General features: G+C 72.6%; 14 protein-coding genes. 7 read left to right on the top strand and 7 right to left on the bottom strand.

Annotation, left to right across the window (positions count from 1 at the left end):
• Positions 1–47: 47 nt before the first annotated feature.
• Complete coding sequence (locus AC6JBM_RS40150) at positions 48–1,274, top strand: DUF1501 domain-containing protein (protein ID WP_497979056.1); 1,227 nt, start codon at positions 48–50, stop codon at positions 1,272–1,274.
• A gap of 102 nt (positions 1,275–1,376) precedes the next feature.
• On the top strand, positions 1,377–2,279 hold the full coding sequence (locus tag AC6JBM_RS40145; RefSeq protein WP_497979055.1) for an ATP-binding protein: 903 nt from the start codon (positions 1,377–1,379) through the stop codon (positions 2,277–2,279).
• Positions 2,280–2,423: 144 nt separating this feature from the next.
• On the opposite strand, the gene AC6JBM_RS40140 is transcribed toward AC6JBM_RS40145, so the two are convergent.
• Positions 2,424–2,870, bottom strand: coding sequence for an Hsp20/alpha crystallin family protein (locus AC6JBM_RS40140; protein WP_497979054.1), 447 nt, complete (start codon positions 2,868–2,870; stop codon positions 2,424–2,426).
• A 122-nt stretch (positions 2,871–2,992) separates the two neighbouring features.
• On the opposite strand from AC6JBM_RS40140, the gene AC6JBM_RS40135 reads away from it, so the two are divergent.
• Positions 2,993–3,652 (top strand): hypothetical protein, encoded by a 660-nt coding sequence (locus AC6JBM_RS40135; protein ID WP_497979053.1) that lies wholly within the window; start codon positions 2,993–2,995, stop codon positions 3,650–3,652.
• A 214-nt stretch (positions 3,653–3,866) separates the two neighbouring features.
• Here AC6JBM_RS40135 and AC6JBM_RS40130 read toward each other — a convergent pair whose 3' ends face one another.
• Positions 3,867–5,159 (bottom strand): DNA glycosylase family protein, encoded by a 1,293-nt coding sequence (locus AC6JBM_RS40130; RefSeq protein WP_497979052.1) that lies wholly within the window; start codon positions 5,157–5,159, stop codon positions 3,867–3,869.
• Between the two features lie 54 nt (positions 5,160–5,213).
• Positions 5,214–5,816: an O-methyltransferase gene (locus AC6JBM_RS40125; RefSeq protein WP_497986632.1), complete on the bottom strand. Its 603-nt coding sequence runs from the start codon at positions 5,814–5,816 to the stop codon at positions 5,214–5,216.
• A gap of 141 nt (positions 5,817–5,957) precedes the next feature.
• Between AC6JBM_RS40125 and AC6JBM_RS40120 the strand changes: the two genes are divergently transcribed.
• Together AC6JBM_RS40120 and tatB are read left to right on the top strand one after the other, a co-directional pair.
• Positions 5,958–7,283 carry a S1C family serine protease gene (locus tag AC6JBM_RS40120; RefSeq protein WP_497979051.1) on the top strand — a complete coding sequence of 442 codons (1,326 nt, stop codon included), beginning with the start codon at positions 5,958–5,960 and terminating at the stop codon, positions 7,281–7,283.
• Between the two features lie 76 nt (positions 7,284–7,359).
• Positions 7,360–7,791, top strand: coding sequence for a Sec-independent protein translocase protein TatB (tatB, locus tag AC6JBM_RS40115; RefSeq protein ID WP_497979050.1), 432 nt, complete (start codon positions 7,360–7,362; stop codon positions 7,789–7,791).
• Between the two features lies 1 nt (position 7,792).
• Here tatB and AC6JBM_RS40110 read toward each other — a convergent pair whose 3' ends face one another.
• The 3 genes from AC6JBM_RS40110 to AC6JBM_RS40100 form a co-directional block, all read right to left on the bottom strand.
• A complete protein-coding gene (locus tag AC6JBM_RS40110; RefSeq protein WP_497979049.1) occupies positions 7,793–8,935 on the bottom strand; it encodes an Mrp/NBP35 family ATP-binding protein in 1,143 nt (380 codons plus the stop codon).
• A gap of 210 nt (positions 8,936–9,145) precedes the next feature.
• Entirely contained in the window at positions 9,146–9,745 is a 600-nt protein-coding gene (locus tag AC6JBM_RS40105; protein ID WP_497979048.1) for a DUF1003 domain-containing protein, read from the bottom strand.
• Entirely contained in the window at positions 9,738–11,027 is a 1,290-nt protein-coding gene (locus tag AC6JBM_RS40100; protein ID WP_497979047.1) for a magnesium transporter MgtE N-terminal domain-containing protein, read from the bottom strand. The genes AC6JBM_RS40105 and AC6JBM_RS40100 overlap by 8 nt, the downstream gene beginning before the upstream one ends.
• Before the next feature lie 80 nt (positions 11,028–11,107).
• On the opposite strand from AC6JBM_RS40100, the gene AC6JBM_RS40095 reads away from it, so the two are divergent.
• Positions 11,108–11,968, top strand: coding sequence for a PhzF family phenazine biosynthesis protein (locus tag AC6JBM_RS40095; RefSeq protein WP_497979046.1), 861 nt, complete (start codon positions 11,108–11,110; stop codon positions 11,966–11,968).
• 137 nt (positions 11,969–12,105) lie between these two features.
• Here AC6JBM_RS40095 and AC6JBM_RS40090 read toward each other — a convergent pair whose 3' ends face one another.
• Entirely contained in the window at positions 12,106–13,020 is a 915-nt protein-coding gene (locus tag AC6JBM_RS40090) for a DMT family transporter (RefSeq protein WP_497979045.1), read from the bottom strand.
• Positions 13,021–13,101: 81 nt separating this feature from the next.
• On the opposite strand from AC6JBM_RS40090, the gene AC6JBM_RS40085 reads away from it, so the two are divergent.
• Positions 13,102–13,794: an HAD family hydrolase gene (locus tag AC6JBM_RS40085; RefSeq protein WP_497979044.1), complete on the top strand. Its 693-nt coding sequence runs from the start codon at positions 13,102–13,104 to the stop codon at positions 13,792–13,794.
• Positions 13,795–13,814 lie beyond the last annotated feature (20 nt).

The raw sequence follows: 13,814 nt of genomic DNA, 5'->3' as shown, positions 1-13,814 counted from the left end.
GGTGCTCACCGCGGCCTGCCGATCAACTGACGCTGAAAGGAGGCGGCATGGACGCCCTGACTCGTAGGAAGTTCCTGATCGCCAGCGGCGTGGCCGGAGGCGCGGCCCTCGTCGCCGGCGGTGCCTGGACCCTGCGCGACATCTTCGACACCGCCGCCTGGGACGACCGCCCCGGCGACGCCAAGACGCTCGTGCTCGTCACGCTCTACGGCGGCAACGACGGCCTGGCCAACGTCATCCCGTACGCCGACAAGGCCTACGCCCCCGCCCGCCACGAGCTCGCCTACAAGCCCGAGGAGGTCCTCAGGCTCGACGACACCCTCGGCCTCAACCCCGGGCTCGCCGGCCTCAAGCGCATGTTCGACGCGAAGAAGCTCGCCATCGTCCGCGGCGTCGGCTACCCGAAGCCCGACCACAGCCACTTCCGGTCCATGGACATCTGGCAGACCGCGCAGCCCGACCGCCCCGGCAACACCGGCTGGCTGGGCCGCTGGCTCGACACGTTCGGCGGCGACCCGCGCCACGCGGTGTCGTTCGAGCCGGTGCTGCCGCCGCTGCTGGCCGGCGCCACGACCGCCGGGGCCGCCGTGCCCGTCTCCGGCCTCACCCTGCCCAACGGGGTCAAGCCCGAGGTGCTCACCGCGTTCGGCAAGGCCTCCGACGGCGAGCCGCCGCTGCAGGCCCGGGCCGCCCGCGCCTTCGCCGACCTCGTCGAGGTCGACGCGCTCATCCACAGCGTCGACGACCACGACGGCGACGGCGAGATGTCCACGTCGACCGGCACCGGCACCGGCGGCCGCTCCGACCTCAAGACCCAGCTCGGCCTCGTGGCCCGCTGCGTCGAGGCGAACGTGGCCACCCGCGTCTTCTCCGTCTCCCTCGGCGGCTTCGACCTGCACGCCGAGGAGCGCAACTCGCAGGAGATCCTGCTCAAGCTCCTCGACGAGGCGCTCACCACGTTCGCCGACCGCATGGCCAAGACCGAGGCCGGCCGCAAGGTGGTCGTCGCCGTGTACTCGGAGTTCGGCCGCCGCGTGGCCGCCAACGGCTCCGACGGCACGGACCACGGCACCGCCTCGAACATGTTCGTCCTGGGCAGCCCGGTGAAGGGCGGCCTCTACGGCGAGCAGCCCAGCCTCGCCGACCTGGACAACGGCGACCTGAAGTTCACGACCGACTTCCGCAAGGTCTACGCGACCCTCCTGCGCGACGTGCTCGACGCCGACCCGGAGCAGATCCTCGGCTACAAGGACCAGCTGGAGGGCATCCTCTGAGTCCGCACCGGGCCTTCGGGCCCGGTGCTGGACGTGTCGTGGTGCTGGTGTCGGCGCTCACCGAATGTTCCTGTCGAGGGCTGATTCGCTCAACAGGTCGCCATGGGCCGCCGGCTGCGCCGCGCCCGCTTCGGCACCGAGACCACCCGCGAAGGCTTCGACTTCGGCGCCAACGCGAAACTCCCGGCCGCGCAGATCCGTGACCTCGCCGCGCTGCGCTGGCTGCAAGCCGGCGAATCGATCATCCTCTACGGCGCCGTCGGCGTCGGGAAAACCCATGTCGCCCAGGCCATGGAACACCTGGCCATCCGCTCTGGCGCCGAGGTCCGCTTCCACAAGACCAGCCGCATCCTGGCCGATCTGGCCGGCGGCCGTACCTTCGACAAACGCCTGGCCGCACACGTCAAAGCCGACCTGCTGATCCTGGACGGCTTCGCGATGCGCGAGTTCACCCCGGGCCAGGCCGACGACCTCTACGAGCTGATCTCCCAGCGCGGCGCCGAAGGCCGATCAATCGCGATCACCGCCAACCGGGCACCGCAGGACTGGTATCCGCTGTTCCCTAACCCCGTCGTCGCCACCCTCCTCGTCATCGGCTTGTCCATTGAGCTATCGCGGCCGGGTTTGGCAGCTGGGGCCGCATGCTTGATCTCCATCTCGGTATCGCGTTCGACCTCCTTTCTCCTCCCCATCGCGCCCTTGGGGCCGACGGTCTCGTGTCGGCCCCAAGGGGCGCGGTGGCTCGGGGACGTGGGAGTTCCGCCGGGTCGGTCCCTCGCCCCAGGGCGGTTCAGGGTGGTGATCGTGGGTTGTTGCCGGCGGCGGCGCCGGGCGGGCGCCCGTCGTTTGCCGCCGGTGTCGGCGAGGTGTCCGGTCGCTCCGGGGAGGGCGCCGGCTGGGCAGCGGACGCGGCGGGTGGCGCCGGGGGCGTGGGTGGTTCGTCGAAGCCGGCGCCGATCAGGGCGTCGAACTCGGCGCGGACCAACTCGGGGTCGCCGCAGATGAGTTCGGTGAACGCTTCGTCGAAGCCATGGTCCCACTCCGGGGACAACGCGGTGCCCGCCTGCGCTACGGGATCGTTGGTCATGCCGGTCACCACCCGCCACGTCCGGTCCTACTGGGGAGGGGCTGATCTGGCGAACCGCCAGATCAGCCGGTGATCACCTTCTGTTCGGCGTGTTCGCGCCCGGCCACGCTGATCTTGCGGGGCTTGGCCTTCTCCTTGATCGGGATCCGCACGACCAGCACGCCATTGTCATACGCGGCGTCGATGTGGTCGGTGTCCAGCGCGTCGCCGAGGAACAGCTGCCGGGAGAACACCCCCAGCGGACGCTCGCTCAACTGCACCGTGGCCTGCTCGCCCAGGTCGATCGGGCGGCGCTCGGCGCGGACGGTCAGCACGTTGCGTTCCACGTCGATGTCGATCGCGTCGGCCTCCACCCCGGGCAGGTCGAACGCGATCACGAACTCGTCGCCGTTGCGGAACGCGTCGGCCGGCATCGCCGTCGGACGTGACCAGGTCCCGGTCGCCTGCACCCCGAACAGCTGCTGGGCGATCCGGTTGACCTCGGTGAAGGGTTCGCTGCGCATCAACATGTTCCCACCTCCTGCGGTCTCGACGTGACAGTCAATGCGCGATACCGTTTTTCTAACACGTCATCGCTCCGATGACAAGCAGTTCGTCATCAAAACGATGACGCCAGACAGGAAGGGCGCGCATGCCCTACACACCCGCCACCAGCACGGGCCCGCCCGAACGCCGCGATCTCGCCGAAGCCGTTGCCGCGGTCGCCACCATGGCGCAGGCGGTTCAGCAGCCCGCCATCGACAGGTTGCCGGTGACCGGCGCCGAGCTGCTCGACGCCCTGGTGCTGCTGCGCCGGGCACAGACCGAACTGGCCGGCCTCGAACCAGTCCTGATCGCCGCCGCCCGCGCTGCCGGGATCTCCTGGCAAGCCCTCGCACCCGCCCTCGGAGTGGCCAGCCGCCAAGCCGCCGAACGCCGTTACCTACGCAGCTCCGCCGCCCCCACCGACCAGCCCGGAGACACCCGAGACGACCGCGTCCAAGCCGAACGCGACCGCCGCGCCGGCAACCGCGCCGTCGCCCAATGGGCCAACGACAACACCGCCGACCTGCGCCGGCTCGCCGGCCAAATCACCGCCCTCACCGACCTCGACGACACCGCCACCACCGACCTCGCCCAACTACACCAAGCCCTCGGCGACCCCGACGCGACCGCCCTGCCCGCCCTGCTCGCCGCCACCTACCAACACCTATCCGACCACCCCGACCTAGCCGCACAGATCGACACCATCACCGACCACACCGACCAGATCCGCCTACAGCCCCCACGCCGCACAGGAAACACCACATAAACGCAGGCAGACCAAGAACGTGAGCGCCCACAGCTGGACGTGTCGCGGTGCTGGACGTGTCGTGGTGCTGGCCCGGTGGCGGCCACGGACACGGCGCCGTTGCGGCGGAGGGGTGTGGACCTAGCCCGTGAGCGGGTCGCCCTGGCGAGCGGTGAGCCGGGGCCGGACCCGCGCCGCTGGCTCGGCAGCGGTGCGGGCCCGGCCTCGGGGCGGCTCAGCCCACCATGACCTCCGCGGGCAGCAGCTCGTCGGGCGACGGCTCGATCGCGAGATCCGGCTCAGGCTCGGACGAGAAGGCGGAGGAAGCGAGCGAGGAGGAGGGCACGGAAGAGGGCGGAGAAGTGGGCGAGGACGGGGTCGGGGAGCTGGGCACGGAAGCGGGCGGCGAAGAGGGCGGAGAAGTGGGCGAGGACGCGAACGAGGGGTCCGGCGAATCGGGCGCGGTGAGGGCCGGGCCGGGATCGTTCGGGCTCCACGGGGCCGGGTGCCGGGGAGCCGGCCGCGGGTGGGTGTTGCCCGGCGCCGAGCGCGGACGCCGCGTCGCCGGGGTCCGGCGCCGGGTGGATCGCTCGCGCGCCTTCTCGTCCTGCTCCAGCCAGGTGAGGGCGGTGCGGCACGTGTAGGCCCACCACCCGATGAACGGCCCGTACCGCTCCCGCAGCTCGTCCGGCGACGGCCGCGCGGCGCCGTAGACCGCTCGGGCCGTCTGCACGTATTGCTCCATCTCCAGCGGCACCGCGTCCGGCCGGCCGAGGGCCCGCAGCAGCAGCGCGTGTGCCGTGTAGTCGCCGATGCCCCGCACCGCCAGCAGTGCGGCCCGGGCCTCGTCGTAGGGGCCGGTGCGCAGGAGCTCCTCGTCGATCGCGGCCACCCCGCCGAGCACCTCGGTCAGGCGCTCGGCCTTGTTCTGGGCGCCGACGTAGGGCAGCGCCTCGGCCGGCGAGAGCCGCGACAGCCGCGGCAGGTCCGGGATCGCGGTGAAGTCCTCGCCGTCGGCCCGCACCGGGGCGCCGAGGTAGAGGGTGAGGCGGCGCTTGCGCAGCGTCGCATACCACTGGGTGGAGTTCTGCAGGAGCGTGAAATACACGACCCCCTCCGCCAGGCTCGAGAACCGCACCTGGTGCAGGCCCCGGGCGACCTCGAGCAGCGGCCGGACGGACTCGTCGGCCTCGGCGCGGCGCAGGAACTCGGTGCGGTCGTCGTCCAAGCCGAGCCAGCCGGAGACCCGGACCCGCACCGCGTCCAGGTCGGGCCCGGCGAGCGGCTCCGCGCTGAACACGGTCAGCCCGGCCCCGGGTGCGCCGTCGTCGCGCTCGGCGACCTCGACCACGACCGCCGCGTCCGGGTCGGCCGGGTGCGGGAAGGCGCGGCGCACCCGCTCGCCGGGGCGCAGCGAGATGTCGCGCCGGCCGGGCCGGAAGTCCGCGAGCGCGCGAAGGGAGCAGCCGAGGTCGAAAGGGGCGGTGGCGGACAGGATCGTCTGGGTGATGATGCCGAGTTCGGTCATGGGGGCATCTTCGAACACCGGTACGACAGTTTCGGGTTCGCGGCCCGCCGGTCGCTACTGTGCGCGAGCGGCGAGCAGCAGTCCGTCGCCGAGGGGGAGCAGGGCCGGGATCCACGCCTCGCTCTCGCGGAGGGACTTGACGGCCTCTCGGAGGAGTACCGTCTCGGCATCCCGCACCGTGGGATCACTGACGCGGCCGCCGGCCAGGGCATCGGCCAGGGCCAGGGTGCCGCCGGGGCGCAGGAGCCGCTCGGCCGCGGCGATCACCGGACCGTACTCGCTGGGATCGTGGTCGACGAAGACCAGGTCATAGGCCCGGTCGGCCAGCCGCGGCAGCACGTCGAGCGCGCGGCCGGTGATGATCCGCGTGCGCGAGGGGGCGTTGCCGGCCGCGGAGAAGACCCGCCGGGCGACGCGCTGGTGCTCGGCCTCGAAGTCGATCGTGGTGAGCACCCCGTCGCGGCGCATCCCGCGCAGCAGCCAGCCGCCGCTCACCCCGGTGCCGGTGCCGACCTCGACGACCGCCTTGGCGTTGCTCACCGCCGCGATCACCCGCAGCGCCGCCCCGCAGCCGCGGCTCACCGCGTTGATGCCCAGTTCGAACGCCTGCTCGCGGGCGGCCGCGAGGACCGGGTCCTCGGCGACGAAGCCGTCGATGAAATCAGCGGTCCGGGCGGAGGCGGTAATGGGACACCCCTTAAGAGAAGTCGATTGACCGCAAGCCTAGGAGACCTCGCCCCCGCATGCTCGAAGCCGGGGCGTGTAATGCTGGATGCGAAACGGACGGAGGAGCCGATCGTGACAGACGGTTCGGCCTGGCGTCAGCCGGGCCCCGGCGCGCCGGCCAGCAACACCGGCTGGGGCGCGCGCCCCGCATGGGCCACACCCGGTGCACCCCAGGCCGCCGCCCCCAGGCCGGCGCCCGACAGCTGGTGGTCCGACGCGCTGGCCGACCCGTGGCGCGACCCGGACGCCCCGGTGGTGGTGGTCAAGCCGCCCGCCGACGAATCGCCCGAGCTCGAGAAGCCCCCGCCGCCCTCGCCCGGGCCGCGGGTGGGCATCGGGCTGGTCCTCGTCGTGTCGATCGTCACCGCGCTGCTCGCCGGCGCGCTCGGCGGCACCCTGGGCTACGTCTTCGCGATGGGCGGGGGCGGCGCCACCCTCGGCTCCGGCCAGGTCGGCAACGCCCCGCTGAACAACCGCGCCCCCGAGTCGATCGCCGGGCTGGTCAAGAAGGTCCTCCCGAGCGTCGTCACGATCAGCATGCGGGTCGGCAACGGCACCTCCCTGGGCTCCGGCTTCGTCGTCAGCGGCGACGGCCACGTGATCACGAACAACCACGTCGTGGAGGGCGGCACCGGCGCGGCGACCGTCCGCTTCAGCGACGCCAGCGTGGCCGTGGCGAGCGTCGTGGGCACCGACCCCGAGTCGGACATCGCGGTGCTCAAGATCGACACGAACGGGCTGCCGGACGGCCAGCTGGCGCCGGTCCAGTTCGGCAACTCCGACGGCGTCCAGGTCGGCGACCCGGTCGTCGCGGTCGGCGCGCCGCTCGGGCTGACCAGCACCGTGACCTACGGCGTGGTCAGCTACCTCGACCGTCCCATCCGCACCAGCGAGAACGGCACGGCGCGGTACTACTCGGCGATCCAGACCGACGCCGCCGTGAACCAGGGCAACTCGGGCGGGCCGCTCTTCGACGCGGCCGGGCGCGTGATCGGCATCAACTCGGTCATCGGCACCCTCTCCGAGGATCAGGCCAGCGCCGGCAACGTCGGGCTGGCCTTCGCCATTCCGATCAACCACGCCCGGCGCGTCGCCACCGACATCATCAACACGGGCAAGGCCCGCCGCACGGTGATGGGCGTGCAGGTCGACAACGCCTACCAGAACCCGGCCGGGGGCGCGCGCCTGGCCACCGTCGAGCCGGGCGGCCCCGCCGCGGGGGGCGGGCTCAAGGCCGGCGACGTGGTCATGGCGGTCAACGGCAAGCCGATCGACGAGTCGTGGGACCTCACCGCCCTGATCCGCAAATACGCGCCGGGCGACACCGTGGAGATCCAATACCTGCGCGGAGCCGCCAAGGCCAAGGCCTCCGTGGCCCTTGTGGCAGATGCCAAGTAAGTGGACTGACCGGCCCTCCCGGAACCGGCCCGGGTGTGCGTAGTCTGGGCAGCGAGAGCAAGGGGAGGGCCGGCACATGGGCTTCGACATCGGCGGCTGGGAATTCCTGGTCATCATCCTGGTCGGCGTGTTCATCTTCGGGCCGGACCGCCTGCCCAAGGCGATCAGCGACGGCGTGAAGATGCTGCGCCAGGTCCGCCAGATGGCCCGCAACGCCACCGGCGACCTGAGCAAGGAGCTCGGCACCGACATCCAGCTCGAGGACCTGCACCCGAAGACGTTCCTGCGCAAGCACCTGCTCAGCGAGGAGGACGAGGCCGCGCTGCGCAAGCCCCTGCAGGGCATCTACGACGACGTGCGCGGCGTCGCCGACCAGGTCAAGCGCGACGCCTCGGACGCCGCGACGGCCGCCAAGAACGTGGGCAAGGCCACGGCCCCCGCGCCGGCGGCGGCCCCGGCTCCAGCGTCCCAGCCGGCGGTCCGCGCCAGCTGGGACGACGTGACCTGATCTACCGCCCGGCGGGCTTGAGGCCCAGCGGCTTGCCCACCAGGCTCTCGCGCCGCAGCGCCAGCCGGTCCGCCACCGCGGCCAGGGCCTGCGCCGCGGGCGCGTCCGGGGTCGCCAGCACGAGCGGGAGCCCGGCATCGCCGGCCTCGCGCAGCCGCGTGTCGAGCGGGATCTGACCCAGCAGCGGCACCTTCGCCCCGACCGCTTGGCTCAGCGAGTCGGCGACCGTCTGCCCGCCGCCGGCCCCGAAGACCTCCATGCGCTGCCCGTCCGGCAGCTCCAGCCAGGACATGTTCTCCACGACGCCGACGATGCGCTGGTGCGTCTGCAGCGCGATCGAGCCGGCCCGCTCGGCGACCTCGGCCGCGGCGGCCTGCGGGGTCGTCACGACCAGGATCTCGGCCGAGGGCAGCAGCTGGGCGAGCGAGATGGCCACGTCGCCGGTGCCCGGGGGCAGGTCCAGCAGGAGCACGTCCAGGTCGCCCCAGTACACGTCGGCCAGGAACTGCTGCAGCGCGCGGTGCAGCATCGGGCCGCGCCAGACGACGGCGGCGTTGCCCGGGGTGAACATGCCGATCGAGATGACCTTCACGCCGTGCGCCGACGGCGGCATGATCATGGACTCGACCTGCGTCGGCTTGCCATCGGCGCCCAGCATGCGGGGCACCGAGTGGCCGTAGATGTCGGCGTCGACCACGCCCACGGACAGGCCCCGGGCGGCCAGCGCGGCCGCGAGGTTCACGGTCACGCTCGACTTGCCGACGCCGCCCTTGCCGCTGGCGACCGCGTAGACGCGGGTGCGCGAGCCGGGCTGGGAGAACGGGATGACCGGCTCCTGCACGTTCCCGCGTAGGCTCGTCTGCAGGTCCTTGCGCTGCTCGGGGGTCATCACGCCGAACTCGATCTCGACCCCGGCGACGCCGGCTACGGCCCCGACCGCCCGGGTGATGTCGGCGCGCAACTTGTCCTTCAGCGGGCAACCGGCCACGGTGAGCAGGATGCCGATGGCGGCGACGCCATCCGAGCGAAGGGTGACGTCGCGGACCATGCCCAGCTCGGTGATGGGCCGGCGGATCTCGGGGTCGTCGACAGTCGCGAGCGCAGCGGTGATCGCGTCTTCGACGGTGGTGGCCGGGGCAGACATGGGTGCCATGGTACGTCGGGCAGCCCGCCGTATCCGGCGCGTCAAGCCCACACGAGGAACGCGTCACACGCCCGGTAAGCGAATGATGTCACCTGTGTGCGCCTCAGGGGGCTTGTCCGCGTACCGGAGACGGTGGGATCATCGTTTACAACGCCGCGCGCCTAGCCCCTTGAGGCGCGCGGCGTATTGCTGCTCAGTCCCGAATGCTGGTCAGTCCCGGCGGGAGCGGCGGCGCGGCGGCTCGTCGGAGTCCACGACGTCGTCCGGCTCGTCCGCGCCCAGCGGATCGGCCAGCGAGCCGAGCGCCTTGCGCACCTTTTTGCGCTCCGCCTTCGCCCGCCGGTCGGCCGCCTCGTCCAGCTCCTCCGCGACCCGGGCCAGCTCCGAGCGCAGGAAGTCGCGGGTCGCCACCTCGCCGAGCGCGATGCGCAGCGCCGCGATCTCCCGCGCCAGGTACTCCGTGTCCGCCTTCTGCGCGGCCGCGCGCCGGCGATCCTCCTCCGACGCGAGCCGGTCCCGGTCCGCCTGGCGGTTCTGCGCGAGCAGGATCAGCGGCGCGGCGTACGAGGCCTGCAGGGACAGGATGAGCGTGAGGAACGTGAAGGTGTACGGATCGAACTGCCAGCTCTTCGGGGTGAGCGTGTTCCAGGCGATCCAGGCCAGGATCACGATCGTCATGTAGACGAGGAACTTCGCCGTGCCCATGAAGCGGGCGATCCCCTCCGACCACTGCCCGAAGGCCTCCGGATCGAAGCGGGGCAGCGTGATCCGGGAGGCGCGCGGCTGGTCGAGCCGCCGGCGCTCAGCCATGGGTACCACCATGTGTGCCCGGCATCGCGATGGGCAGGGGCTCGGCGTGGTCGCGGTCGCGCCAGTCCTCGGGCAGCAGGTGGTCGAGCACGTCGTCGACGGTGACCGCGCCGACCAGCTTGTCGTTGTCGTCGACCACAGGCATCACCACCAGGTTGTAGGTCGCCATGCGGCGCGTGATCTCGGCCAGCGTCGTGCGGGGCGCCAGCGGGTCGATGTCGTTGTCGACCACGCCGCCGAGCAGGGCGGACGGCGGTTCGCGCAGGAGCCGCTGGAAGTGCACGACGCCGAGGTACCGCCCCGTCGGCGTGGCCATCGGCGGGCGCGTGACGAACACGCCGGCCGCGACCGCCGGCGACAGCTGCGGCTCCCGGATGCGGGCCAGGGCCTCGGCCACTGTCGCGTCGGGCGCCATCACGATCGGCTCCGAGGTCATGACCGCGCCGGCCGTGCCCGGCTCGTACTCCAGCAGGGCCCGGACCGGGGAGGCCTCGTCGGGCTCCATGAGGTCCAGCAGCACCTCCTGCTCGGGCTTGGGCATCTCGGCGAGCAGGTCGGCGGCGTCGTCCGGGTCCATCTCCTCCAGCACGTCCGCGGCGCGCTGCGGCTCCAGCGCGGTGATGATCTCCAGCTGGTCGTGCTCCGGCAGCTCCTCGAGCACGTCGGCGAGGCGCTCGTCGTCCAGCGCCGCGGCGACCTCGACCCGCCGGGACTCGGAGAGGTCCTGCAGCACGTTGGCGAGGTCGGCGGGGCGCATGTTGTCCAGCACCGCGAGCAGCCCCGCGGTGCCCTGCGTCTGCGGCTCCCCGGCGAGCCCGGTCACCTCGGACCACTCGAGCTGGTTGAGGTGGCCGCGGCGGGTGAGCCGCCCGGTGAACTCGCGCACCGCCACCCGCGACAGCGACCACTCGCCGGTGCGATCGGCGTCCATGGCCACGTCGACCACGGCCCCCGTCCGCCCGGTCGCGGCCACGGTCACGTGCCGGTCCATGAAGTCCTCCAGCACCAGCAGCTCGCCCGGGCGCTTCTCGAAGCGGCGCAGGTTGAGCGTGCCGGTGTTGAGCACCACGGCGTCGGGCTCGAGCGCGGTGATCCGGCCGATCGGCAGGAAGATGCGCCGGCGCATGGGCATCTCGGCGACCAGCCCGACCACCCGGGGCGGCTGGTTGCCGGGGCGGGCCCGGGCGACGGCGTCACGCACCCGGCCGACCTGGTCGCCGTTCGGATCGAACACGCTCAGGCCCGCGAGGCGCGCGATGTAGACCCGCGGCGCAGTACTCACGAGGCTCAAGCCTACTGAAGCAGGCCACAAAGCAGGCGTTGGACCGAACCTCAGTGACCTGAGCCCCCTAGGCTGCGTTCATGAGCATGGTGCGGTACGCGATCGTCGACGTCTTCACCGACCGGCCCTTCACGGGCAACCCCCTGGCGATCGTCTTCGACGCCCAGGACCTCGCGACCGAGCAGATGCAGGCGATCGCGCGGGAGTTCAACCTCTCCGAGACGATCTTCGTGCTGCCGCCGACGCCGGGGACCGATGCGACGTACCGTGCCCGGATCTTCACACCGGGGACCGAACTGCCCTTCGCCGGGCACCCGACGGTCGGCTGCGCGGTGACCCTCGTGCGCAACGGCGTGATCAAGGGCCCCGACGTGGTGCAGGAGTGCGGGGCGGGGCTGCTGCCGATCCACGTCGACGAGGTGCACGGCGCCGCGACCGTCACCGGCGCCACCCCGACCGTCGGGCCCGCCCTGGACCCGCTGCCGCTGCTGGAGTCGATCGGGCTCACCGAGGCCGACCACGTCGGCCCGGCGCCCCGCAAGGCCGGGTGCGGGCTGGAGTTCACGTTCCTGTCGGTCACCGACGAGGCCGTGAGCCGGCTGCGGCTGCGGCGTCCCGTGGACAACCTGAGCGTCCTGCACTGGGACGCCGAGCGGCAGCTCGCGCACGTGCGGGTGCTCGTGCCCGAGGTCGGCGTGCCCGAGGACCCGGCGACCGGCTCGGCCGCGCTGGGGCTCGGCGTGTGGCTGGTGACGAGCGGGCTGGTGGCGGGCGACGGGCTGAGCCGGTACGAAATCGCCCAAGGTCTTGAAATGCATCGACCGTCGGCCCTGCACTGCACGGTGACGGCGCGGGCGGGCGCGGCCGTGTCGGCCACGGTCTCGGGTCACGTGGTGCCGATCGCCTCTGGCGAGATGATCGTGCCGCCGTTCGTCGGCTGACGGCGCCGGCCGCCGTGGACCGGCACGGTCACGGTCTCGGGTCACGTGGTGCCGATCGCCTCTGGCGAGATGATCGTGCCGCCGTTCGTCGGCTGACGGCGCCGGCCGCCGTGGACCGGCACGGTCACGGTCTCGGGTTACATGGTGCCGATCGCCTCTGGCGAGACGATCGTGCCGCCGTTCGTCGGCTGACGGCGCCGGCCGCCGAGGACCACCACGGCGACGCCCGCCAGCAGCAGCGCGATGCCCGGCAGCGTCCGTGCGGCCGGCAGCTGCCCGAGCAGCACCCACGCGATGACCAGCGCGCCCGGCACCTCCAGCAGGAGCAGGACCGCGACCGTCGTGGCGCTGACCCGGTGCAGCGCATAGTTGATCAGGGTGTGGCCGAGCAGCTGGGGCCCGATCGTCATGCCGGCGATCGCCAGCCAGGTGCTCCAGGTGTACCCCCACAGCGCCGCCCCCGTCGCAAGGCACACGACGACGATGAGCGCCGCGCAGATGCCGTAGCAGATCGACGCGTACACGCTCGTCGTGAGGCTGGCCCGCGCGCGCTCGCCGAGCAGCGTGTACCCGGCCGAGGCCATCCCGCCGGCCAGCGCCAGCGCGTCACCCAGCAGCGCCCGCCCCGACAGGTCCGGGTCGGCGCCGGTGGCCAGCGCGACGCCCGCGACCGCGATCCCGATGCCGGTCCAGGTGCTGCCCGGCACCCGCACGCCCCGGACCGCCGCGACCAGCGCCGTCCACACCGGGGTGGTCGAGACCAGCGCGACCGACATCGCCACGCTGGTCAGCTTGGCGCTCGGTACCCAGGTGCCGAAGTGCACGGCCAGGAACACCCCGGACAGCGCGGTGACGCCGAGCGACCGCCGCTCGGGCCGGGCACCCCCGTGCCGCAGGGCCACCGGCGCCAGCGCCGCGGCGCCCAGCGCGTTGCGCCAGAACGCGATGGCGAGCGCGGGGGCGGCCGCGAATGCGATCATGGGCGCCGAGGCCGACACCGCCACGATCGCGACGACGAGAGCGACGACGGTGGAAAGACCGACCTTGCGCATGGTGCGAATTGTCGTTGACCCGACGCGACACGCCCGGAGGGACCAGGTACACCGTTCGGAGGATGCAAGGGGGACCGATCGGTGATACAGGCTGTCTGTTTCGACTACTACAACACATGTACCAGCGCGGTTCGCCGGAGTGGGGGGCACCGCCGCACCGCCGAGGTGCTCGGCGTCGACCCGGCCGAGTGGCTGTCCGTGCTCGACCGGACCTACGACGAGCGGGCCCGAGGCGGCTACGGCAGCCACCTCGCGGGCCTGCGCCGCCTGTGCACCGAGCTCGGCGTGGAGCCGACGACCGCCCAGTTACGCGAGGCGGCGGAGCTGCGGCTGGCCACCGTGCAGGCCGACGCCCCGCTGCGCCCGGAGACCCTCGGGGTCCTGCACGCGCTGCGGGCGGCCGGCGTGCGCATCGCGATCGTGAGCGACTGCTGGTTCGAGCTCCCGCTCGTGCTGCCGCGCACGCCGCTGGCCGACGTGATCGACGCCGCCGTGTACTCCTGCCAGGTCGGGCACACCAAGCCCCACGCCGCGATGTACGCCACCGCCTGCGCCCAGCTCGACGTGGACCCGGACCGCTGCCTGTACGTGGGCGACGGCGGCAGCCGCGAGCTCACGGGCGCGGCGCGCTTCGGCCTGACCGCGATCCAGCTGCGCGCGCCGGACCTGGGCGCCCACCTGACCTTCCACGCCGAGCCCGACTGGCGCGGCCCGGTGGTGACGAGCCTCGAGGTCATCCCGGAGCTCGTGGGCGCTCGCGAGCTGGTCGCCTGACGCCTTTCGTCCCCCGTTCG

Source organism: Dactylosporangium thailandense (assembly GCF_059739745.1).
Note: the sequence above shows the minus strand (reverse complement) of the source record. Positions and strands in the feature narration are given on the sequence as shown.

Excerpts from the sequence above, each read along its gene's own strand:
- AC6JBM_RS40110 (WP_497979049.1), bottom strand. The coding sequence starts at position 8,935 with ATGTCTGCCCCGGCCACCACCGTCGAAGACGCGATCACCGCTGCGCTC.
- tatB (WP_497979050.1), top strand. The coding sequence starts at position 7,360 with ATGGGCTTCGACATCGGCGGCTGGGAATTCCTGGTCATCATCCTGGTC.
- AC6JBM_RS40090 (WP_497979045.1), bottom strand. The coding sequence starts at position 13,020 with ATGCGCAAGGTCGGTCTTTCCACCGTCGTCGCTCTCGTCGTCGCGATC.
- AC6JBM_RS40130 (WP_497979052.1), bottom strand. The coding sequence starts at position 5,159 with ATGACCGAACTCGGCATCATCACCCAGACGATCCTGTCCGCCACCGCC.
- AC6JBM_RS40095 (WP_497979046.1), top strand. The coding sequence starts at position 11,108 with ATGAGCATGGTGCGGTACGCGATCGTCGACGTCTTCACCGACCGGCCC.
- AC6JBM_RS40150 (WP_497979056.1), top strand. The coding sequence starts at position 48 with ATGGACGCCCTGACTCGTAGGAAGTTCCTGATCGCCAGCGGCGTGGCC.
- AC6JBM_RS40135 (WP_497979053.1), top strand. The coding sequence starts at position 2,993 with ATGCCCTACACACCCGCCACCAGCACGGGCCCGCCCGAACGCCGCGAT.
- AC6JBM_RS40140 (WP_497979054.1), bottom strand. The coding sequence starts at position 2,870 with ATGTTGATGCGCAGCGAACCCTTCACCGAGGTCAACCGGATCGCCCAG.
- AC6JBM_RS40145 (WP_497979055.1), top strand. The coding sequence starts at position 1,377 with ATGGGCCGCCGGCTGCGCCGCGCCCGCTTCGGCACCGAGACCACCCGC.
- AC6JBM_RS40105 (WP_497979048.1), bottom strand. The coding sequence starts at position 9,745 with ATGGCTGAGCGCCGGCGGCTCGACCAGCCGCGCGCCTCCCGGATCACG.